A 21,567-nucleotide genomic window follows, 5' to 3' on the forward strand; every position below is an offset into this window, starting at 1 on the left:
TCGGTCATGGTCACCTTTCCTAGCCGTTCGGCAGCCGCGCCGGGAGTAACAAGGTGGTCGTGAAACCGGCCACAGGCGGCGTCATCCAGCGGCGCGCCCGGCCATGACCGAACGACTGCACCTTGCCGGCCTCGGCCAGTTGCTCGAGCGCACGTTGTACGCTGCGCTGGCCGGCGCCGAGCGCCAGCGCCAGCGCCGAGCTTGCCCAGGCTTCGCCATCGGCCAGGAAGGCCAGCACCACCGCGTGCCGTTCTTCGATCGGCCGCGCCAGCACCGCCACCACGCCTGCCTGGCGCGGCGCCAGCGCAAAGCCTTGGCTGGTCGCCTCGATGCCGGCCAGCGGCCGCAACTCAGCGCGCAGCCGGCCGATCTCGACCCGCAGCCTGGCACGATGCGATTCATCGGCGTGCCTGCCGCCAAAGGCGCGGGCGATCAGGGCTGCCCTCGGCACATCCGCCGGCCAGGCTTCTGCGAGCGCGCGCGCGAGCGCAAACAGCACCGGCCGCGTTGCCAGCGAGACCGCGGTTTCCTGCTTACGCACGACATAGCGGAACGTATCGACGACCAGCGCCGACGACGCCGCCAGCGCTTCGACCTCCTCGAGCAGCAGCGGGCGTTCCTCGCCAGCCGCGATCAGCCGGGCCGCCGGCGTCTCGAGTGACAGGAAGGCGCTGTCGACCTCCGCCATAAGACCCGGAATGCCGGCCCGGCGGGCGGCATGGCGCGCCCATTCAAGGGCTGCGCGCGCGGCTTTCGTCCTGAGACGGCGCATCGCGATGCCGGCAACGACGAGTTCATGCGCGGCGCGTGAGGCCGGCGGCAGCGGCGCCGGATCGAGCCGGGCCAGCACGTGTTCAGCCTCGTCGAGCCGGCCGATCAGCAGCAGGCGGCGCACCTTGAGATGGCCGGCATGCGCGGCGTTCAGCCGGTCGCCATGCTTTTCCAACGTCGCCCGCGCCGCATCAAGCGCTTTGGCCGGCCAGCCGAGGTCACGCGAGACCAACGCAATCTCGGCTTCGGCGACGACGCATCTGGCGCGCGCCACCGCCTCCTTCGAACCGAAGGCGCGCCCTGCCCTCCGCAACAGTGCTTTGGCGCGGTCGAGATCGCCGAGCTGCGCCATGGCAATGCCGCGCAGCGCCAGCGCCGGCGCGTCCTCGCGCAGCGCGACGCGGTCGAGCGCAGCCAGCGGATCACCCGCCGCCAGCGCCAGCCCTGCCGCGGTGATCAGCGAGTCCATTCAAATCCCGTCACACTTGTAACTCCCACCCCGCCGGTCACGGCCCTAACTTAAGTCACTGCCGCCAAGCAGCAAGGCGGGACGGCAACCTAGCCATCTGGACTGGCAGGAGACACTTGGGCTGTCGTTGACGCCAATATCGGCAATCGCTAGCCTGAGCATCTCAGATGGTATTTTTAAGCTTCTCATAAGGGAAAACTGACAATGCCTGTTTCCGAGGATCTTGAGCACTCTGCGCGGCCCCGCCACCCCTGCTGCGGTGGGCCTCCGTCAAATCCCGTCACATTTGTAACTCCGCCCTCGCCGCCTCGCGGCCCTACCCTACCTCACGATCAGCAGACAACGACAGTCCGCAACGGCTCAACTACTGACAACGGAGACGAGCAATGACCAAGCACGTGGCAATGAAGACCCCGCCAATCGTTTCAAAGCAGGAATGGGAAGCCGAGCGCGAAAAGATGCTGGTGAAGGAGAAGGCGACGATGCGTGCCAGGGATGCGCTGTCGGCCGAGCGCCGGCGCATGCCTTGGATGGAAGTGGACAAGGCCTATGTGTTCGAAGGCCCCAACGGCAAAGCAAGCCTTCTCGACCTGTTCGAAGGCCGCCGCCAGTTGATCATCTACCGCGCTTTCTACGAACCCGGCGTTTACGGCTGGCCGGAACACGCCTGCCGTGGCTGTTCGCTCGGCGCCGACCAGGTCGGCCATCTCGCCCATCTCAACGCCCGCAACACCACGCTTGCCTATGCCTCGCGCGCGCCGCAGGCCGATATTGTCACGCTGAAGCAGCGGATGGGCTGGGAGATGCCCTGGTACACCATCACCGACAGCTTCGACAAAGACTTCGGCGTCGACGAATGGCACGGCCACAACGTGTTCATCCAGGACGGCAAGAAGGTGTTCCGCACCTACTTCATCAACAGCCGCGGCGACGAGCAGATGGGAACCGTCTGGAGTTATCTCGACGCCACGCCGCTCGGCCGCCAGGAGGTCTGGGAGGATTCGCCCGAAGGCTATCCGCAAACCGAGCTCTACAGCTGGTGGAACTGGCACGACAATTACGACGCCGCGCCCGACAAGACATGGGAAGAAGTGGCCGCTGCCGGCGAGGCCGCGTTCCGGGACAAGGACGGCAAATAAGGACCGAGTACCCTCGCCCCCGCCGAAGGCGGGGAAGAGGTGGCCGCGAAGCGGCCGGAGTGGGGGCTTTCGTAAGGCGCGGCCCCCCTCTGCGTCTCGGCTTCGCCGAGCCACCTCTCTCCACTTGTGGGGCGAGGAACCCAACCCTTCGAAGGATAAGAACCATGAGCGATATCGGCATTGGCACCGGCAGCGAAATCCCTCAAACCACGCGTGCGGCCCCTCTCGGTATCGTCGACTGGCTGTGCCTCGCCGCGGCCCCGACTTTCGCTGTGATGGCGCTGCTCACCTGCATTCACACCGGCGACGGCGTCATGTCGTGCCTGGGTGCCGATGCCTCCCTGCTCACCGGCATGCCGGTGATGTATCTGCTGATGAGCGCCTTCCATCTGGCGCCGTGGCTGCGCGTGATTTCCGGCCGGCCGGTCCGGCAATAGCACCGCATTCCAACACCCCGCACGTCGGAGAGAGACAATGAAGCTGGTCAGGCTGAAAGCGCCGGGCGGGTTGGACAAGCTCGACCTGGTCGAGGAGGATCGGCTCCGGCCTGGACCGAGTGAGGTGCTGGTCAGGATACGCGCCTGCTCGCTCAACATGCGCGATGATTTCGCGGTGCAAGGCAAGGTGCCGCTCGCCGACGGGCGCGTGCCGCTGTCGGACGGTGCCGGCGAAGTGATTGCCGTCGGCGACGATGTCGATGCGTTGAAGCCCGGAGACAGTGTCGTCAGCACCTTCTACCCCGGCTGGCTGGGCGGCGACATGACATCGGACACCAGGCGCGACATTCCCGGAGACAGTTTTGACGGTTTTGCCAGCGAATATGTGTGCATGCCGGCGCAGGCTTTCACCATGGCGCCGGCGGGCTATACGCATCTCGAGGCGGCAACGCTTACCTGCACGGGCGTTACCGCCTGGCGCGGCCTGGTGACGTGCGGCAAGGTGAAGCCCGGCGACACGGTGCTGATCCTCGGCACCGGCAGCGTTTCGCTGTTTGCGCTGCAATTTGCCAAGGCTGCCGGCGCCCGGGTCATCGCCACCTCGTCCAGTGGAGAGAAGCTGGAGCGGCTCAAGCGGCTCGGGGCCGACAGCGTCATCAACTACAAGGCGGTGCCCGACTGGGGCGGCAAGGCGAGGGATTTGACCAACGGACGCGGCGTCGACCACGTGATCGAGGTCGGCGGACCCGCGACGCTGGCGCAGTCGATAGCGGCCTGCCGGACAGGCGGGCACATCGCGCTCGTCGGCGTGCTGACCGGCTTTGCGGCCGAGGTTTCGATCCCGGCGCTGTTCTCGAACCAGATCCGCATCAGCGGGATTTCCATCGGCAGCAAAGCCGACCAGGAAGACATGATCCGGGCGATAGAGGTCAATCGTTTGAAGCCCGTCATCGACAGCAGCTTTCCTCTGCAGGACATCGCCGCCGCCTTCAGGCATTACGAAGCGCAAAGGCATTTCGGCAAGGTTTGCCTCGAAGTTTGACCATCGCATCCCGGCCGCAGCCGCCGGTTCCTGGCGTCGGGCGGCCATCCAGCAGGTCGATGCGAACTGTGAGACTTGTCACATACCCGCTCTTGAAGCACGTGCTACTCCCACCACGGTCGGCCAGCGCCGAAAGAAATCGCCTGCCATGGTCTGGCGGTGACGGGCCTTTCACTTTATCCTGTGGCAGGTTGCATACCATCAACGGACCTTGATGCCGCAAGCGGTGTTCTCGTCGGCGTCAGGCAGCGGCCAGAGGTTTTGCCATGCTCCGACTTTGCGGATTCATCGCGGCCTTCATCCTCGTTAGCCTCACGACCTTTGAGGCCAGCGCCGATCGAAGGGTCGCCCTCGTCATCGGCAACTCCGAATACCGTGACATCCCGGCGCTGAAGAACCCGGCCAAGGACGCCGAGGATGTGTCGGCCACGTTCCGGCTGGCGGGCTTCGAGGTTTTCGTCGCCGAGAACCTCACCAAGCAGCAGTTCGAAGGCCAGTTCAAAGACTATCTGGCCGCCGTCGATGGCGCCGATCTCGCCGTCGTCTACTATTCCGGGCACGGCTTTCAGATCGGGGGCGAGAACTTTCTGATCCCGGTCGACGCCTCGTTGAAGAAAGCGGCCGATATCGAGGTCCAGGCCATCAAACTCAACGACGTGCTGGAGCAGCTGCGCTCGAAGTCGAAGATCCAGGTGATCATCCTCGATGCCTGCCGCAACAACCCCTTCCCGCGCAACAATTACTGGCTGCGTGACCAGCTTGTCACCGCGGGCAATACCGGGCTGGCGCAGGTGCGCAGCTCGCTCAACACGCTGATTGCCTTCGCCACCGAACCGGGCGCCGTGGCCTATGACGGCAGCGGCGACCTCAGCCCGTTTTCATCGGCATTTTCGCGCCGCGCGCTGGCGCCCAACCAGGAAATCCGCACGGTCATGTCGGCGGTGCGCCGCGATGTCGTGCAGGCCACCAACGGCATGCAGGTGCCTTGGGAAAATTCCTCGCTGATCGATGACGTGGTGCTGGTGCGCCGCAGCAACCGGCCTTCGCTGCCGCCCGTGCTGGAGAAGGTGGTGCTGTCGGGGGTCGGCCCTGTGGCGCTTGGCCTGCCGGAACCGGTCGATGTCGATGGCGGCGCCATCAGCGTCAGCATCGAAAGGCCACCCGCAATGGGTCGCCTGATGCTGGACGGCAAGGACGTCGCGGTGGGCGAACCGATCGCGGGCAAGGATCTGCCACGCCTGCAAATGGATGTCCCCAAAGGGGCCGCCACGCAGGACGAGGTGGATATGCTCGCCTATGCCACGCATGACAATTGGGGCGGCGGAAGCCAGGGCATATTGGTGTTCCGCGTCAAGAGCGGCGAAGGTGCCGCGGGCCAACAGATCATGGCTTCGCTCGAGGCCGAGCAGAAGCAGCAGGTGCTGGAGCGCGGCATCCACATCACCGGTGCTGCCGAAGCGATCGAGAAGCGCAAACTTGATATTCCTGTCGGCGTCGGCCCGGTCGCGCTCAATCTGGATTTCCCGACCGACGATCCGGCGGTGAGCCTGAAGGTTTCGGGATATCCGGCAACGGGAACGCTGTCGCTGCCGGATCGGACGCTCTCGCCACAATCGAGCTTGTTGGCCGGTGAAGTCGACCACCTTCGTTACGAGCCGCAGATCGGCGCCGGAGCGCCCGTCGAGGTCGGCTTCGAAATCCGCGCCGACAGCAGTTCTTCCAAGCCCGCGACGATGAAGCTGTCGCCGACGGTCGATGCTTGCGATACCGCTGCCGGCGAGCCTCTCGATCTGCAAGGGGTGGTGCCCGGCCTGCTGCCGAACGAGATCGGCGCCGGCGCGGTGGCCGCCTGCGAGGCCGCGGTGAAAACCTATCCCGATGTCGCCCGCTTCCGCTACGAGCTCGGCCGAGCCCTGCTTGCGGCCGGTAAGGTCGGCGAGGCCAAGGCGGCCATCGAGGACGCCGCCAAGAACGGGCATGTGCGCGCCGTCTTCGAACTCGGCTATCTCAACGCAACAGGAACCGGGACGGCCATCGACCGCACCCAGGCCAACGCTCTCTACAAGGCTGCCGCCGATAAGGGCGATCCCTACGGTATGACGTCGTGGGGCCGCGCTCTGTTCAATGGCTACGGGGTCAACCGCGATACGGCCAAGGGCCTCGACCTGCTGCTCAAGGCAGCGGCGATGGGGCACACCTATGCCATGAACGATCTTGCCGCGATCTTCACCGAGGGCCGCAATGGCGTACCTGCCGATCCGGCCCGCGCCGTCGCCTTCCTGCAGGCGGGCGTGCAGCGCCAGGACATGTATTCGATGAACCTGCTCGGCCGCAATTACCTCGCCGGCCAGGGCATCGACAAGGATCCGAAGACGGCGCAGGCGCTGTTCCAGCAGGCGACCGATCTTGGCCAGCCCTACGCTCCCGGCAGTCTTGCCCGCATGTACAGGGATGGCTTGGGCGTGCACCAGGACCAGGTGGAAGCGCAAAGATTGTTCGAACTGGCAACCGCGCGCGGCGATCCGTCCAGCGCCTACGATCGCGCCGCGCTCGAAATGGCGAAAGGCGACAAGGCCGACCAGGCAGTCGCAGTGCGTTTCCTGGCATTCGCCGTCGCGCTGGACCTGCGCAAGGAGCTTCCGGACGCCAAAAAAGGCCTGGCGCAGTTCGGGACGAAGCCGAAAACGGCAGCCCTGGACGCTCTGCGTCAAGAGCTCAAGTCGAAGCCCCCCCTGTCCGGTTCGCTGGACACGCAACTGGTCAATGCGGCCCGGGGGGTCTGGGAAGAAGCCAATCCGCGTCGGGACTTGTTTTGAACAGGAGGCCATGGTGGGCAAGGCATTGAAGCAGGCATTCATCGGGACAATTTTCTCCGGCGTTCTGGCCGGGCTCATGGGCTGCACCTCGGTGGCGCCCATGTTTGAGCCGGCGCCGCCGGTGAAACACCGCAAGGTGGTTCGCGTGGCGCCCCAGCCAAAGGTGGTCCGATACAAGAAGGCGACCACCGGCAAAGTGGTGAAGCCGGCCGAGGAGACGCCTCAAAAGCCGCCCGTGGTTCCTGCCCTCGGCGGCAGCGGAGGCGGAGGAGGCGGATCGTCTGGCGGCGGCGGTTGGGGGTGAGGTCGTCAACCAAGGCGGCGCTGCGCTCAGCGGCCCCAAAGGGTCTTGCTGAATTCCGCATGGGCCTTGGACAACGTCAAGCCGACATCGTCCATCCAGGCCTCGGCGTTGGCCGGGCCGCGGACAATTGCGCGCAGCGCTGCACGAAAAGCGCGGCCGACGAACGCTGCCAGTGCCGAGGCTACGACCGCCACCCGATCGTGCCTGCGAGCCGTCGATGCCCGATGGGCCCGTTGCGTTTCGAGATAGCTGGCCAGCGCAATGTCGTGTCGCGATGGCGCGGCAAGCTCCTGCCGGTCGCGCCCGGGGTCGTCATGCCAGATGGGCCATTCGGTCGAGCCTGGGTGATGCACGATGTCCTCCTGCGAAAAGAGAGCAGTGCGAACAATCTCCTCAAGCGTCGTGAAAAACGCGTGGGAACCGGCGTGATGGAATCGTGAAAAGCGCCTCGGCAGCGGAATAAGTGTTGAAATGGGGTGAGCTTGAGCGGATCGTCATCACGCTGTGACCGTGGCGGATCCGATGACCGGGCCTTATCTTCACCTTTTGGGTGGTTTCGACTTTGCCGGAGCCGCAGTTCCGGCCATCAGCCGCAAGGCGCGTGCGATGGTCGCCTATCTCGCACTACAGTCGGGGCATTCGCAGTCGCGCGAGAAGCTGGCGAGCCTGCTTTGGAGCATCAACAGCGAGGCTCAGGCGCGCATGAGCCTGCGGCAAGCGGTGTCGTCGGTCAGGAGAGCCATGCAGGCGTGCGGCGGCGGCCGCTTCCTCACCGACGGCGACAGCGTCGCACTACATCTCGATGGTCTTGATTTCGATGTCGCGCGGTTCGAGGCGCTGGCCGCCAGTCTGGCACCCGAAGACCTCGAACTGGCGCTCAACGTCTATCGCGGCGACCTGCTCGACGGCTTCGGCCTGAAGGAGGAGCCATTCGAGGACTGGCTGAGGATCGAACGCGAGCGGCTGCGGGCCTTGGCCGTGGCCGCTCTCGACAGGCTCGTCGCGCACTATGCCGCTACGCACGATCCTGCCGCATGCGTGCGCGCGGCGACGCGCCTGCTCTCCATGGAGCCGCTGAGGGAGGACGTCCACCGCGCCCTGATGCGCGCCTATGCGGCGCAAGGCAGGATCAATCTCGCGCTGAAGCAATATGAGCACTGCCGCACTGCGCTTCTACGCGATCTCAAGCTGCAACCAGAGCCGGAGACGCGGCAACTGTTCGAGACTCTGCGGACACGCCGCACGATAGCGCCGGCAAGGCCACCCACGACCGATGCGGATGACGCCACCGGCTTCAGTCACCAACATGCGCGCCCCCCGACCCACTATGTCAAATCGGCCGGGATCAACATCGCTTATCAGGTGACAGGCGACGGGCCGGTCGACCTGATCCATGTGCCGGGATGGGTCTCCAACCTCGACCATGCCTGGGCCTCGCCGCGGCTTTCGCACGTCCACCGGCGACTCGGCACTTTCTCTCGCCTGATCCGGATGGACAAGCGCGGCACCGGGCTCTCGGACCGCAATGTCGGTCTGCCGACGCTGGAAGAGCGGATGGAAGATGTGCGGGCAGTTCTGGATGCGGTCGGCTCGAAGCGCACGGTGCTGTTGGGCACTTCCGAGGGCGGCCCGATGTGCATGCTGTTCGCGGCGACCTATCCCGAGCGCACCGCGGCACTCGTCCTCAATGGGGCCTATGCCAGCGGCAGATGGTCGAAAGACTATCCCTGGGCGAAGACAAGCGAGCAGGTGGAAGAAGATTTGGCGATCGTCGAGAGAGAATGGGGAGCGGCGGCGGATATGAGCAACGCGGCGCCCAGTCTGATGAGCGACACGTTCGAGACAGAATGGTTCGCCGCCTATCTCAGGAATTCCGCCTCGCCCGCCGACGCGATCGCGCTGTGGCGCTGGGGAACCGAAATCGACGTTCGCGACATTCTGCCTGCCATCCATGTTCCGACACTGATCGTGCAGGCGAGCGGTGACCGCTGGGTAAAGCGGGAAGAAGGACGCTACCTGGCGACGCATATCGAAGGCGCCAGATACGTCGAGTTCGCCGGCCGCGACCACGTGATCTGGGGCGAGAATTCCGATCGCCTCGTCGACGAAATCCAGGCGTTCGTCACCGGCGCCTTGCCGGCGGCTCCAGGCGAACGGCTGCTGGTGTCGGTGCTGTCCCTCGATATGACGGGCTCGCCTTTCGATATCGAGCCGACCCAGCGGCACGCCGAGGCGCTCCATGGTGAACTCCTCGCGGCCGAAGGCAGAGAGATCAGCCGAGCGGGCGGCAAGGTGCTCGCGGTGTTCCAGCGGCCAACGCGGTCGATCCAGTGCGCGATCGCCATTCGCGATCGCTTGCGGCGATCCGGTGTCGAGGTCCGCTCGGCGGTGCATATCGGCGAGTGCGAGCAGCGCGGCGATCAATTTTCCGGCGCGGCGGTCGAGCTGTCGTTGCGGCTGCTGGGTCATGCGCAGCCGGGCGAAATCATCGCGTCACGGACGGTGCGCGATCTCGTGGTCGGCTCCGGCCTTCGGTTCGAAGAGCGTGGCGAAATGGCAGCAAGCGGCCTTCCCGGCGCGTTTCCCTTCTATTCGGTCGATGGTACGGCTTGAGCCGCTGAAATGTGGGAACAGCGACGCTCGCCGGTGCTTGAGGTTCCACCGATCGCAGGAGCCGAAAATCGTCAGCTACGAGGGCGCGCTTCTGTCCTCGCTAACCGCCATCGACCGGAGACTGCACATCAGAAGCGGCTAATTGACAGCCCAGGAGAAACGGCGCTCACTGGCTCGCGCAGGTAGACCGCAACAAGCGGGCGATTGCGACCGCAGCGGCACCTTGGGAGGATGCCATGCCGACCGTTATTGGCCATCACAACATCTCGAAAGACACCAAGCACTGGCTCTCGTCACCGAAGCGCAAGGAGCTTTTCGGTTCACTCGGGATCACCAACGTCCGCACCTTCGTCGATCCGCAGAACCCGAAACGGGTCGCGATCATGATGGACGTTCCGGACATGGATAAGCTCGCGGCCATGATGCAAAGCAAGGCGGCGGCCGATGCGATGGCTCACGATGGCGTGGTGCCGGAATCGCTGGTGATCCTGGTCGAGACGAAGGGATAACCACTAACCTGCGGAAACCGGCAGACCGGATTTTGGTTTCAAGCGCCAGAGACGGCGACGAGAAATTTTCTGGAGCGTTCTCATTGTAGCCGGCGTGATCGGGCTGAAGCTGGTTTCCCGAAAGTGCTTTGCAGGGACGGACGCTCGTCAAGTCAGGTCGCGATATCGTTGACCGGCAACAATGGCTTAGGAAGATTGGCTTCGCCAAGCCCGGCGCGCAGTTCGATCTCGATGTCACGGCAGATCTGCGAGATCGGAACGTCGTTGGCGTTGCCCTCGAAAGGGTTGGCGCTGCTCTCGCCAACCTGATCGAGAGACATGTAAGCCCAGCCCAACAGCGTGCTGAACGGGATCGTCAGCCAGATCGCGATCGGGCTGAGCGCGCCGCCCAGTTTGCCCATATCCGCAAACACCGGAACCACGCCGAACGGCAACAGCGTGCAGAAGATCATGACGAACATGGAGCTGACGATGGCATACTGGCGGGGATACGGATTGTTCTTGATGCGGTCGCAGCGCGCTTGCTGGTCATGGAAGTCGCGGATCAGTTTCGTCATCTCGGCATAGATCTGCGCAGGGATCTTTGCGTCCTTGAACAAGCCGTTGACCTGGGCCGATTGCATTTCGAGCAGGGCTATCGCCGGCCGCGGCGACTTCAACACGCTCTCGGCCCGTTCGCCTAGCAGCGGGCGCAATTCGTCGGCGACCGAGCCGTTGTCCTCCTGGATGCGGTAGCGCCGCCGGTACTCGATATTGGCGGCCCGTGCCATGGATTCCCACGACATCGGTCGCCGCAGGGAAAAGCGCAGCGCTGTCATCCAGGCGATATGGCGATAGATGAGCTCATTTGCCGCTGGCGCATCGGTGAAGTCCCTGCAGAAATTGGACCACATCCGGCTGCTCGCCGTGATTTGCGCAAAGGCCTGCAGCGCTTCGCCGCTGCGAGTGAAAACCTGCGAGTTCTTGAACCCGGCGACCAGCGAGACGGTGGTTCCAAGCACGAGCACCACCGACCACGGCACCGAGAGCCCGGCAATGGCCGGCAGACGATAAGCGACCACGGCAAGTGCGCTCACCACCACCATGTAGATGACACTGCGCCGCGACCACAGCGCAAAATCGATCACCTTGTAGGAGCGGCCTACATACATCCTATACCCCTCAAAATGTGGTTGGGCTTGGTTGTTGCCCTGCCGATATGAAATCTACCTCACCGCGCCTTGGCAGCCCCAAAACGCAGCCCGTCCATCAGCAGCTTGACCAGCCGGCGCGAGCGGTCGCGCCAGTCCTTGGTGTCGGGAGCCGAGTAGATGCCGCCGAGCGCATGCAGCACGTCGGAGGCGTCGACGTCGCCGCGGATCGAGCCTTCGGCCGCGGCCGCGTCGACCAGCTGCCGCAAGGCCAGCGACACCCGGCCCGACAAGTCGGAAAACACGGCGGAATTGGTGTTGAACAGGATGCGAAGACTGGCCGCCAGGCCGCGCTTGGTGGCGATGTAATCGACGAACCGCTGCATCCACTGCTCCAGCGCCATGTCGGCCGAATGGTGGCTGGCGAGGTCGTCGGCAGCCGCGCAGAGCGCCTCGACTTCGCGCCTGTAGACCACCTCGACCAGATGCTCGCGCGTCGGAAAATGCCGGTAGAGCGTGCCGATGCCGACACCCGCCTGGCGTGCGATTTCCTCCAGCGAGGCATCGACGCCCTGCTCGGCGAAAGCCGTTGCCGCGACTTCGACCAGCCGGTCGCGGTTGCGCTGCGCATCGGCGCGCAGCGGCTTTGGCGCTGCCGTGTCGTGTTTCACGTCGGCGGGTTTGTGCTGGTCGTCCAATTTTTTCTCCACTCAACGCACATATGGGGCTTGAACCGGGACAGTTCAGCCCCCACGTTAAATAAACGGAGGCGCCTCCGCTTTAGTGGAGTGCCTTTATCATATAACCAGGGGATGCGGTATGTCACGTGCTGAAGGACTGAAAGCGTCCCTTGCCCGCTGGAAAATGGCGAAGGCCGAGGTTCGCGCAATCTCCCCCTCGAGGGCAGGGCAATCGCATATGGACTCTTTCGAGGAATCGAACGGCGAACAAATCGGAATCGCGTCGAGAACAAACGTCGCGAGATTCCATCTTTGTTCCGCATATGCGATTCCCCTGCCCTCGAGGGGGAGATGTCGCCAAAGGCGACAGAGGGGGTCGGYTCGACYGGRCKCGACCTCCTGCGGCGGATGGGGGTTAGCGCTCTATGCGAGGCGACCCCCTCTGGCCGCTTTGCGGCCATCTCCCCCTCAAGGGGGGAGATTATGTCTCCCCTTGCCCTGCCCCGTCCGGGCGCCATTTCATTCCCCTCGCGTCAAGCAACTGGAGCCAGACGCCCATGACCCGCCAGACCACCATCCATCTCACCATCAATGGACACCGTCACGAGCTCAACGTAGAGCCGCGCGTCACGCTGCTCGACGCGCTGCGTGATCGCCTCGATCTGACCGGCACCAAGAAGGGCTGCGACCACGGCCAGTGCGGTGCCTGCACTGTGCATGTCGACGGCGAGCGCGTGCTTGCCTGCCTGACACTTGCCGCACAAGTCGAAGGCCGCGAAATCACCACCATCGAAGGGCTGGCCGGAGTCGACGGTACGCTCAGTGCCGTGCAGGCGGCCTTCCTCGAACAGGACGCCTTCCAGTGCGGCTATTGCACGCCCGGACAGATCATGTCGGCGGTGGCCTGCATCCGCGAGGGCCATGCCGGCTCGGAGGACGAGATCCGCGAATACATGGCCGGCAATCTCTGCCGCTGCGGCGCCTATCCGAACATCGTCGCCGCCGTGCGCCAGGCGGCCCTGGAGGTGGCATCATGAGGGATTTTTCCTACGTTCGCGCCGACAGCATCGAGGCCGCGCGCAAGGCGGCGGCGCTTCCCGGCGTCATGCTGCTTGCCGGCGGCACGACGCTGGTCGACCTCGCCAAATGTGGCGTCGCCCAGCCTGAGACCGTGGTCGACATCACCCATCTCAAGGGGCTGGACACAATCAGCGTCGATGCAACTCACGCCACGCTCGGCGCGCTGGCGAAAATGAGCCATGTCGCCGACCATGCCGGGATCAAGAGCCATTTTCCCGCCGTCTCGGAAGCGCTGTGGCAGGCCGCCTCGGCGCAGCTGCGCAACATGGCGACCGTCGGCGGCAATCTGATGCAGCGCACGCGCTGTCCCTATTTCCGCGATCCCTCGAACTTTTCCGCCTGCAATAAGCGTGAGCCCGGCAGCGGCTGCTCGGCGATTGGCGGCGTGACGCGGGGCCACGCCGTGCTCGGCGCCAGCCAGGCCTGCATCGCCATGTATCCGGGCGACCTGGCCACCGCGCTCGTCGCCTTCGATGCGACGGTCCACCTCGGCCAGCGCGTGCTCACGGTCGACGATTTCTTCCTGCTGCCGGGCGGCACGCCTGAGCGCGAGCATGACATTCGCGCCGGCGAGATGATCACCGCGATCGAGATCCCCGGCTCGGCCGCCGCGCGGCGCTCGACCTATCTCAAGGTGCGTGACCGCCAGTCCTACGAGTTCGCCGCGGCAAGTGCCGCGGTCGGACTGGAGCTGGAAGCCGATGGCCGCACCATCCGCGACCTGCGCGTCGCGCTCGGCGGCGTCGCCACAAAACCGTGGCGGGCGCGCGCCGTGGAAGAGGCGCTGAAAGGCAAGGTCCTGGACGAAGACGCCGTGCGCAAGGCGAGCGGGCTCGCCATGGAAGGCGCCGTCGACCATGGCGCCAACCACTACAAGATCGAGCTCGCGCCGCGCGTGGTCGCGCGCGCCATCCTCAAACTGGGAGAGACGGCATGACCGCTCACGACATCAGACATGCCAATAAAAGACATGCCGATTCGAGACATGGCGACGCCTCCGACGGCGCGGTCGGCGGAAGGCTGTCGCGCGTCGATGGCCCGGCCAAGATCACCGGTGCTGCCAAATACGCCTTCGAACAGCAGCTCGACGGGCTGGCGCATGCGGTGATGGTCGAGGCCACCATCGCCGCCGGCACGGTGCGCGCGATCGACACACGGGCCGCGGAGACCGCGCCGGGCGTGCTTCTGGTTCTGACGCCCGACACCATCATGGAGATCAAGGGCGCGTCGGACTGGCTGGGCAATCCGCCAACGCAGAAGACATACGCACCGCTCGCCCGCACGGTCACCTATTCCGGCCAGCATATAGCTGCCGTCGTGGCCGAGACCTTCGAGCAGGCGGTCGCCGCGGCGGCCCTGGTCGAGGTCAGCTATGACGAGACGCCGGCCATCGTCGACCTCAGCGATCCCAAGGCCGGCGACGGCATCCCGATCGATGCCATGACCAAGGAATGGGGCGACGCCGAAGCAGCGTTCGCCGCCGCACCGGTGCGCATCTGCGCGGCCTACAACACGCAGCGCGAATACCAGGCGGCGATGGAGCCGCATGGCCTGATCGCGCGCTGGCAGGGCGAAGAGCTCACCATCTGGGAGCCCAGCCAGTGGCTGGACGGCATGGCGCGCACCTATGCCGAATGGTTCGGGGTGCCGTTCGAGAATGTGCGGCTGGTCTCGCCCTATATTGGCGGCGGCTTCGGCTCGAAAGCGCTGGCGCTCGCCCACAGCGCGGTGGCGGCGGCCTCGGCGAAAATGCTCGGACGGCCGGTCAAGCTGGTGCTGACAAGGCCGCAGAACTTCACCTCCTATGGCGGCCGCGCCGCGACCCGCCAGACGGTGACGATCGGCGCCGGCCGTGACGGCAAGATCCAGTCGATCGTGCATCGCGGCGTCAACGAGACCGCGGTCGACGGCATGTGGGTCGAGCCGCTGGCTTCGGTCACCTCGATCATGTACGCCACGCCCAACTTTTCCTCGAAGCAGAATGTCGTACGGGTGAACACGGTGGTGCCCGGCGCCAAGCGGGCGCCCGGGGAAAACCCCAGCGCCTTCGGCATCGAAAGCGCTATCGACGAGCTCGCCCATGAGCTCGGCATCGATCCGCTGGAGATGCGGCTGATCAACTATGCAGAACAGGATCCTGAGGCGAAAAAAGCCTGGTCGACCCGGCAGTTGCGCGAGGCTTTTGCCGCGGGTGCGGAACGTTTCGGCTGGTCGAAGCGCTCACCAAAGCCGCGCTCGATGCGCGACGGCAACCAGCTGATCGGCTGGGGCGTGGCCGCCGGCACCTATCCGGTGCGGCGCGCCTATGGCGAGGCTGTTGTGCGCATCCTCGCCGACGGTTCGGTCGAGGTCGAAAGCTCCTCGATCGACATGGGCCAGGGCACCTACACTATCCTGGCGCAGACGGCGGCCGAAACGGTCGGCGTGGCGGCCGACGACGTCGTGGTGAAGCTCGGCGATTCCCGATATGCCCGCGCCGGCGTCGCCGGCGGGTCGCGGCTGGCCGGCGTGATGACGGGCGCGGTCTACAAGGCAGCGACATCTGCGCTCGACCAGCTGGTTGGGCTCGCCATCAGCGATCCGCGCTCGCCCTTCCATGCGCTGCAGGCCAACACGCTGGTGGTCGCCAATGGCCGCATCGGCTCGCCGCGCGGCGATGGTCCCGACGTCTCGATTGCGGAACTGCTGGCAAGTGTCGGCCGTGACCGCATCGAAGCCACCGGCGACACCATGCCGGCGAATTCGACCGCCGAGGATCGCTACAAGAACTACACCACCATCGCCACGTCGATCCCGCACACCGAGGGCGACTATTCGCGTCACTCCTGGTGCGCGCATTTCATCGAGGTGCGGGTCGACGAGGATTTCGGCACGGTGCGTGTGTCGCGCGTGGTGTCGGCGCTGGATTCCGGCCGGCTCTACAACCCGAAACTCGCCGAAAGCCAGTGGAAGGGCGGCATCATCATGGGCATCGGCCAGGCGCTGCTCGAAGAAGGCATCGTCGACCGCAGGCATGGCCGCATCGTCAACAACAACCTCGCCGACTATCTGGTGCCGACCAATGCCGACATCCCTGACATCGAGGTGATCTCGGTCGGCATTCCCGACCTGCATTCCTCGGTGCTCGGCGGCAAGGGTGTCGGCGAGTTGGCCATCGTCGGCATCGCGCCGGCGATCGCCAATGCGGTGTTCCATGCAACGGGCAAGCGCATCAGGGATTTGCCGATCACGCTGGAGAAGCTGATTTAGAACCGAGCAGCGAAACTGTCGATCTCCCCTGGTGGGGAGATCGACAGAGCTTGAGCGGTCAGAATTTGTAGGCGATGCCGATGCGGATATCTTGCGTCGTCAGGTCGATCGCGTCCGTATTCACGGGAGCCCCATTGTCGATGAAGTGACGCTGGGAGGTGTGGCGGCCGAAATCGGCGAAGCGGTATTCGCCGCGAACCACCCAGTTGTCGGTGACGGCATACTCGGCGCCGGCACCCAGCGTGTAGCCCGTTACGGTGTCCTTAGCGTCGGCATAGGGGCCGCCTGGAATGTCGACGGTAGTATGCTCATAGGTTGCCACCAACATGCCGCCGGTAACAAAAGGAAGCCACCGATCCATCGCATAACCGGCGCGCAGGCGAACTGAGCCAACAGAATCCAGCTCGAGCACGCCGCCAAAGGCCGGGTCATCGACGCCGAGCGCCCGATACAGCGTGGTGTCCTTCACACTAGCGAAGCTGTAGTCGCCCTCGATGCCAAGAACCAACCCGCCGTCGAACTGGTGGTTGTAGCCGGCGTAGAAGCCGCCGAAACCACCGGACGGATCATAGGCCCAGCCGTAGTCGTCGAAGCTGCCAGGTGCAAAAGTCTGCCCGACCCTTGCGTCCCCCCAGGTGTATCCGGCCTGGGCGCCAATATAGGCGCCGGACCAGTTGTAGGTGGCGGCAACCGGCAGACTCTCATTGGCGTCTGCGGCGGACGCTAGGGTGACAGGCGCTAGAATAAAAGCTGTAGCCAGAAGAATGGTTTTCATCGTCTGTCTGCTATCCAAGAAAATGTTGTGCTTCCGCTGAGGAAAAGGTCGCAGCGGGGCTCAGTCCCGCAGATCAGAACTTGTAGCTAAGGCCGGCCCGGACATCATGGGTCTGGAGATCGACGCTCGTCGCGGTGTTAAGACCGGCTGCTATCGAGAGGTCCTGGCTGCCGAAGTCGGAGTAGCGATATTCTACCCGCGCGATCCATCTGTCGGTGAAGGCGTGCTCGACGCCGGCTCCAACCGTCCAGCCGACATGGGTCTCATCATGGAACGGTATTTGAATGGCGCCGCTGCTGCCGATCGCAGTCACTTCATACTTTGCCGCGGCCACGCCGCCAGCGATGTAGGGCAAAGTCCGATCGAAAGCGTAGCCCACCCGCAGCCGCGCCGCACCCGACCATTTTAGTTCGCTCCTAAGCAATGTGCTGAAACCAGCGCCGTTAGCATCGAGGGGTATCACTGCATCTGCTTTATTATACGTAAGGTCAGCCTCGGCGCCGATGACGAAGCGGTTCGCCATTTGGTAATTTGTGCCGATATGGATGCCGCCAATAAAACCGTCTGGATCGAGGGGAAGGTTGAGGTCGGTGGCGCCACCGAAGCCACCACCGGCGATGAAGAAATTGGATCTTCCGGCGACATAGCCGAAATGAACGCCGGCATAGAGGCCGGACCAGTCATAGGCGGCGATAGGCGAACCCTCACCGATGTCGGCTGCAGATGCAACGCCGGCAGGCGCGAGAATGATGGCTGTCGCGAGGAGAATCGTTTTCATTGTCAATGTGCTGCCCCGAAATGTTGCGTTCCCCGCCGCGGAAATGCTTCGCGGAGAGACGGCTGTTGTCGATGCCCCGGTGTTGCATTGTCCGGTGCTTCGCGTCTTGGGCAGGACCGCACTGGAATTGTCGTGGAGCGCGCCGCCGCACTTTCCCGGCCGGTGTGGCCATTCTGCCGCAGCCGATTGGCGCGCCATGCATTTGGCAGGGCTCGGCCGGTGAGACTACCTGGCGCCGCTCGGCGTCAAGCCGAAACGGCGGCGGAAGCAGCGATTGAAATAGGAGACATCGGAGAAGCCGCTGAGCAATGCGATCTCGCTGATCCGCATCCGGTCATTGCGCCTGTCGGAGAGCATTCTATGGGCTCTCTGCAAGCGCGATTCGAGAATGCGCTCGGCAAAACTCATCCCGGTTTCCTGCAGGAGATCATGGACATAGCGCACGGAAAGCCGCAGTTGCTGCGCAACGCTCTGGGCCGAAATGGCGGGATCGGCGAAATTGTCCCGCATTTTTTGCAGGATGGCCTGGAGTCTTGCAGCGCGCAGGCCGCGCAACCCAGCCAGCACGGCGCTTTCGCCTTTCGCGCCGGTCGCCAGGCCGATCAGATCGACGATCGTCTCGGTGGCATGGGTGACAAGATCGGGCGAAACCAGGTCGGGGCCGGTTTCCAAGAAGCGGCAATAGCGCTTGAGCATATCGAGGGCCTCGTTGTCGGCGCCGATGGTCAGCGCCAGCCGGTCGTCGATATGAGCGAAGGCCTTCTCCAGCACAGCGCGGGGGACCACCACATTCGCCCAGATATTCTTGTCGCCGCCAGTCATTTGCAGCGCTTCGGAAGCCGAGACCAGAGCGGCCTGCCCTTTGCCCACGTGATAGTCGCGACCGACCTGGGTGCCACTCAGTATCGTATCGCCATTGTTGACCAGCAGCAGATAGCCGTCGCGGCCGTCAGCGGCGATGTTGCTCGTCTTGCGGCTGGCATTCCGGATCGTTCCGGCCATCTGCCCGAGCACCAGCTGCCCGACGGCCCTGGCTTCGATATCAGCCGCAAACGGCAAATGGTCCGAAGTGGCATATTCGACGGACCATATCTCCGCGACGTGGATGTCCTGCCAGAGCGCGAACCGCGCCTGATCGTCGAGATGGGCCGGCAGATCGCGGGATGAGAAGACGTTCTTTTTCAAGGGCAACTGAGCCTTTTCTGCGCGCGCGTCTTCACTTGGAAGTTCTATGTATTGGGCCAGATCACCTCTTGTCCAGAGCTGGCAATATCCATGCGCTGTAGGACAACTTCACTGCCGTTTTAGACAGTAATTCAACATAACTTCATCGGCTTGGCCGGCAGAATTTCCAAAAACGCGGAAATACAGATGGGAACCAGCAGGGGGCCGCGCCCGAGACGGACAGGCGCCGCCCGGCTTTCGCCGATCTCCACTCACTTCTGCTCGCCGGGCTGCTTGATGAAATGACTGATAATATCCATCGGCACCGGAAACACGACCGTCGACGAGCGCTCGCCGGCGATGTCGTGCAGAGCCTCGAAATAACGCAGCTGCATGGCCTGCGGCTCCTGAGACAGCATCTTGCCGGCCTCGACGAGTTTTGTAGCCGCCTGCTGTTCGCCATCGGCGTTGATCACCTTGGCGCGGCGCAGGCGTTCGGCCTCGGCCTGCTTGGCGATGGCGCGGATCATGCTCTCGTTGAGATCGACATGCTTGATCTCGACATTGGAGACCTTGATGCCCCAGGCATCGGTCCGCTGATCGAGGATCTCCTGGATATCGCTGTTGAGCTTGTCCAGTTCGGCCAGCATTTCATCGAGTTCGTGCTTGCCGAGCACCGAGCGCAGTGTGGTCTGCGCCAGCTGGTTGGTCGCGGCCATGAAGTCCTCGACCTGAATGATCGCTCGCTCGGCGTCGACGATGCGGAAATAGAGCACCGCGTTCACCTTGACCGAGACGTTGTCACGCGAGATCACGTCCTGCGGCGGCACATCCTGGACCACCACCCGCAGGTCGACCTTCACCATCTGCTGGACGAAGGGGACCAGGATAATGAGGCCGGGACCCTTGACCCCGGTGAAGCGGCCGAGCGTGAAGACCACGCCGCGCTGGTATTCCCTCAGGATGCGAATGGCCGCGGACAGGAACATGACCACGACAAGCGCCAGAACGAGATAGGCCACATAACCGATGCTCATTGCCTTGCTCCATCATCAGAGCATGTCGCCCAAAAATGTGCAGCGGTTGGCGACATGCTCAAAACAAAGACTCATCTCCGGCGCCGTACCATCAGCACGAGGTCCTTGACCTCGGCCACCTCGACGCTGTCGCCCAGTGCGAGCGGTTCGTCGGCCTTCGCCCGCCAGCGCTCGCCCTGGGCCAGCACATGGCCCTCGCCTTGCGACCAGTCGAGGATCTCGGCCGGCAGTCCGTGCATGGCCTGCGCGCCGACGCGTGGCAGGCTCCTGCGCGCCGCCCACAGATAGCTGCCGGTCAACAGCGCCAGGCCAAGCGTCAAGGCCGCGGCGGCGCCGATGACGGCCCACGACATCTCGAAGCCGGGACCCTCGATCTTGAGCAGCATGGCTGCCCCCAGCAGAAAGGCGCTCACACCTCCCAGCCCAAGCACCACGGTGGGGTTGAAGGCCTCGACGATGAGGAAGGCGATGCCAAGCAGCATCAAGGCAAGGCCGGTATAGTTGATCGGCAGGAGATTGAGCGCATAGAGCCCGAGCACGAGGCAGATCGTGCCGATCACGCCGGGCGCGACCGCGCCCGGGCTGGTGAACTCGAAGACGATGCCGTAGACGCCGACCAGCATCAGGATGACGGCGATGTTCGGATCGGTGATGACGGCGAGAAGCCGGATGAACCAGCCCGGATCGAGCGTTTCGACCGGCAGCCCTTTCGTCGCCAGTATCTGCTTCTTGCCTGATACCTCCACCGTCCGCCCGTCGGCCAGCTGCAGCAGTTCTGTGGTGTCGCGGGCGACGAAGTCGATGACATGTTCCTGCAGCGCCGCATTGGCCGAGAGGCTCGCCGCCTCGCGCACGGCCTTTTCACCCCAGTCGGCATTGCGCCCGCGCAGTTCGGCCAGCGAGCGGATCAAGGCAACCGCGTCATTCGTCACCTTGGCCATCATCGCGTCGCCCGCCGGCGGTGGCCCGGTGGCGTTCTTCTGGTCCTTGCCGGTGTCCTTGTCGCCGCCAGGACCGGGAAGAGACGGCAGCGGTCCGCCGAGCTCGACCGGCGTTGCCGCCCCCAGATTGGTGCCGGGCGCCATCGCCGCCACATGGGTCGCGTAGAGAATGTAGGTGCCGGCGCTCGCCGCATGGCCGCCTGCCGGCGCGACATAGCCGATGACCGGAACCGGCGAGGCAAGGATGTCGGCGATCATCTCGCGCATCGAGGTGACCAGTCCGCCGGGCGTGTCGATCTGCAGGATGACGACCTCGGCGTTTCGCCCTGTGGCGACCGCCAACGCTTCCTTGAGCTGCCTGGCACTCGCCGGACCGATGGCGCCGTCTATCTCGACGCTCAACGCAACCCTCTCCCGGCCGCTCGCCTCTCCGGTTGCGGAAGAGGGACAAGCGACCACAGCGGCCACGAAAGCCGCGGCAAGAAGGGCCACATGCGCGCGTTTCACGCTCAAAGCTCCATGGATTCAATATGGGTTGTATTTTGGCGAAGTCCATGAGGGGGGATTAGCGGCGGTTGGCGAAGCCCAGCGCAACTGCCAATCTCCCCACGTGGGGCCGAGGGGGCGAGGAAC

Annotated in this window: 19 protein-coding genes; 10 read left to right on the top strand and 9 right to left on the bottom strand. The window is 64.4% G+C overall.

Going from position 1 to position 21,567, the window contains the following annotated elements; translation table 11 throughout:
* Positions 1-19 precede the first annotated feature (19 nt).
* Positions 20-1,240, bottom strand: a complete 1,221-nt coding sequence (locus AC1DZ8_RS24820; protein ID WP_477307641.1) for a helix-turn-helix domain-containing protein — start codon at positions 1,238-1,240, stop codon at positions 20-22.
* 386 nt (positions 1,241-1,626) lie between these two features.
* Between AC1DZ8_RS24820 and AC1DZ8_RS24825 the strand changes: the two genes are divergently transcribed.
* The 5 genes from AC1DZ8_RS24825 (at position 1,627) to AC1DZ8_RS24845 (ending at position 6,978) form a co-directional block, all read left to right on the top strand.
* Positions 1,627-2,379, top strand: a complete 753-nt coding sequence (locus AC1DZ8_RS24825) for a DUF899 domain-containing protein (protein WP_477307639.1) — start codon at positions 1,627-1,629, stop codon at positions 2,377-2,379.
* Positions 2,380-2,543: 164 nt separating this feature from the next.
* The gene (locus AC1DZ8_RS24830) at positions 2,544-2,816 is read left to right on the top strand and encodes a hypothetical protein (RefSeq protein WP_477307637.1); all 273 of its coding nucleotides are present in this window, start codon (positions 2,544-2,546) and stop codon (positions 2,814-2,816) included.
* Between the two features lie 37 nt (positions 2,817-2,853).
* Positions 2,854-3,858 (top strand): zinc-dependent alcohol dehydrogenase family protein, encoded by a 1,005-nt coding sequence (locus AC1DZ8_RS24835; protein WP_477307635.1) that lies wholly within the window; start codon positions 2,854-2,856, stop codon positions 3,856-3,858.
* 266 nt (positions 3,859-4,124) lie between these two features.
* Positions 4,125-6,674: a caspase family protein gene (locus tag AC1DZ8_RS24840; RefSeq protein WP_477307633.1), complete on the top strand. Its 2,550-nt coding sequence runs from the start codon at positions 4,125-4,127 to the stop codon at positions 6,672-6,674.
* Between the two features lie 10 nt (positions 6,675-6,684).
* On the top strand, positions 6,685-6,978 hold the full coding sequence (locus AC1DZ8_RS24845; RefSeq protein ID WP_477307631.1) for a hypothetical protein: 294 nt from the start codon (positions 6,685-6,687) through the stop codon (positions 6,976-6,978).
* Positions 6,979-7,004: 26 nt separating this feature from the next.
* Here the strand turns inward: AC1DZ8_RS24845 and AC1DZ8_RS24850 are convergent, their stop codons facing one another.
* Positions 7,005-7,331, bottom strand: coding sequence for a hypothetical protein (locus AC1DZ8_RS24850; RefSeq protein ID WP_477307630.1), 327 nt, complete (start codon positions 7,329-7,331; stop codon positions 7,005-7,007).
* Positions 7,332-7,500: 169 nt separating this feature from the next.
* Between AC1DZ8_RS24850 and AC1DZ8_RS24855 the strand changes: the two genes are divergently transcribed.
* On the top strand, positions 7,501-9,591 hold the full coding sequence (locus AC1DZ8_RS24855) for a bifunctional AfsR/SARP family transcriptional regulator/alpha/beta hydrolase (protein ID WP_477307628.1): 2,091 nt from the start codon (positions 7,501-7,503) through the stop codon (positions 9,589-9,591).
* A 236-nt stretch (positions 9,592-9,827) separates the two neighbouring features.
* On the top strand, positions 9,828-10,100 hold the full coding sequence (locus AC1DZ8_RS24860; protein ID WP_112566658.1) for a hypothetical protein: 273 nt from the start codon (positions 9,828-9,830) through the stop codon (positions 10,098-10,100).
* A 152-nt stretch (positions 10,101-10,252) separates the two neighbouring features.
* Here the strand turns inward: AC1DZ8_RS24860 and AC1DZ8_RS24865 are convergent, their stop codons facing one another.
* Positions 10,253-11,251: a bestrophin family protein gene (locus AC1DZ8_RS24865; RefSeq protein ID WP_477307626.1), complete on the bottom strand. Its 999-nt coding sequence runs from the start codon at positions 11,249-11,251 to the stop codon at positions 10,253-10,255.
* A 59-nt stretch (positions 11,252-11,310) separates the two neighbouring features.
* Positions 11,311-11,940, bottom strand: coding sequence for a TetR/AcrR family transcriptional regulator (locus tag AC1DZ8_RS24870; protein ID WP_477307624.1), 630 nt, complete (start codon positions 11,938-11,940; stop codon positions 11,311-11,313).
* Positions 11,941-12,467: 527 nt separating this feature from the next.
* Between AC1DZ8_RS24870 and AC1DZ8_RS24875 the strand changes: the two genes are divergently transcribed.
* The 3 genes from AC1DZ8_RS24875 to AC1DZ8_RS24885 are packed head-to-tail and all read left to right on the top strand — an operon-like array spanning position 12,468 to position 16,239.
* Complete coding sequence (locus AC1DZ8_RS24875; RefSeq protein ID WP_477307622.1) at positions 12,468-12,947, top strand: (2Fe-2S)-binding protein; 480 nt, start codon at positions 12,468-12,470, stop codon at positions 12,945-12,947.
* Positions 12,944-13,927 (top strand): FAD binding domain-containing protein, encoded by a 984-nt coding sequence (locus tag AC1DZ8_RS24880; protein WP_477307620.1) that lies wholly within the window; start codon positions 12,944-12,946, stop codon positions 13,925-13,927. The genes AC1DZ8_RS24875 and AC1DZ8_RS24880 overlap by 4 nt, the downstream gene beginning before the upstream one ends.
* Entirely contained in the window at positions 13,924-16,239 is a 2,316-nt protein-coding gene (locus AC1DZ8_RS24885) for a xanthine dehydrogenase family protein molybdopterin-binding subunit (protein ID WP_477307618.1), read from the top strand. The genes AC1DZ8_RS24880 and AC1DZ8_RS24885 overlap by 4 nt, the downstream gene beginning before the upstream one ends.
* 58 nt (positions 16,240-16,297) lie before the next feature.
* Here AC1DZ8_RS24885 and AC1DZ8_RS24890 read toward each other — a convergent pair whose 3' ends face one another.
* From AC1DZ8_RS24890 to AC1DZ8_RS24910, 5 genes are all read right to left on the bottom strand, one after another.
* Positions 16,298-17,014 (bottom strand): outer membrane protein, encoded by a 717-nt coding sequence (locus tag AC1DZ8_RS24890; protein WP_477307616.1) that lies wholly within the window; start codon positions 17,012-17,014, stop codon positions 16,298-16,300.
* 73 nt (positions 17,015-17,087) lie between these two features.
* The gene (locus AC1DZ8_RS24895; protein ID WP_477401779.1) at positions 17,088-17,792 is read right to left on the bottom strand and encodes an outer membrane protein; all 705 of its coding nucleotides are present in this window, start codon (positions 17,790-17,792) and stop codon (positions 17,088-17,090) included.
* 225 nt (positions 17,793-18,017) lie between these two features.
* On the bottom strand, positions 18,018-18,977 hold the full coding sequence (locus AC1DZ8_RS24900; protein ID WP_477401781.1) for an AraC family transcriptional regulator: 960 nt from the start codon (positions 18,975-18,977) through the stop codon (positions 18,018-18,020).
* 251 nt (positions 18,978-19,228) lie between these two features.
* The gene (locus AC1DZ8_RS24905; protein ID WP_477307612.1) at positions 19,229-19,993 is read right to left on the bottom strand and encodes a slipin family protein; all 765 of its coding nucleotides are present in this window, start codon (positions 19,991-19,993) and stop codon (positions 19,229-19,231) included.
* Positions 19,994-20,064: 71 nt separating this feature from the next.
* Positions 20,065-21,441, bottom strand: coding sequence for an NfeD family protein (locus AC1DZ8_RS24910; RefSeq protein WP_477307610.1), 1,377 nt, complete (start codon positions 21,439-21,441; stop codon positions 20,065-20,067).
* Positions 21,442-21,567: the final 126 nt, after the last annotated feature.

It is taken from the genome of Mesorhizobium sp. P2_F7 (assembly GCF_056403695.1).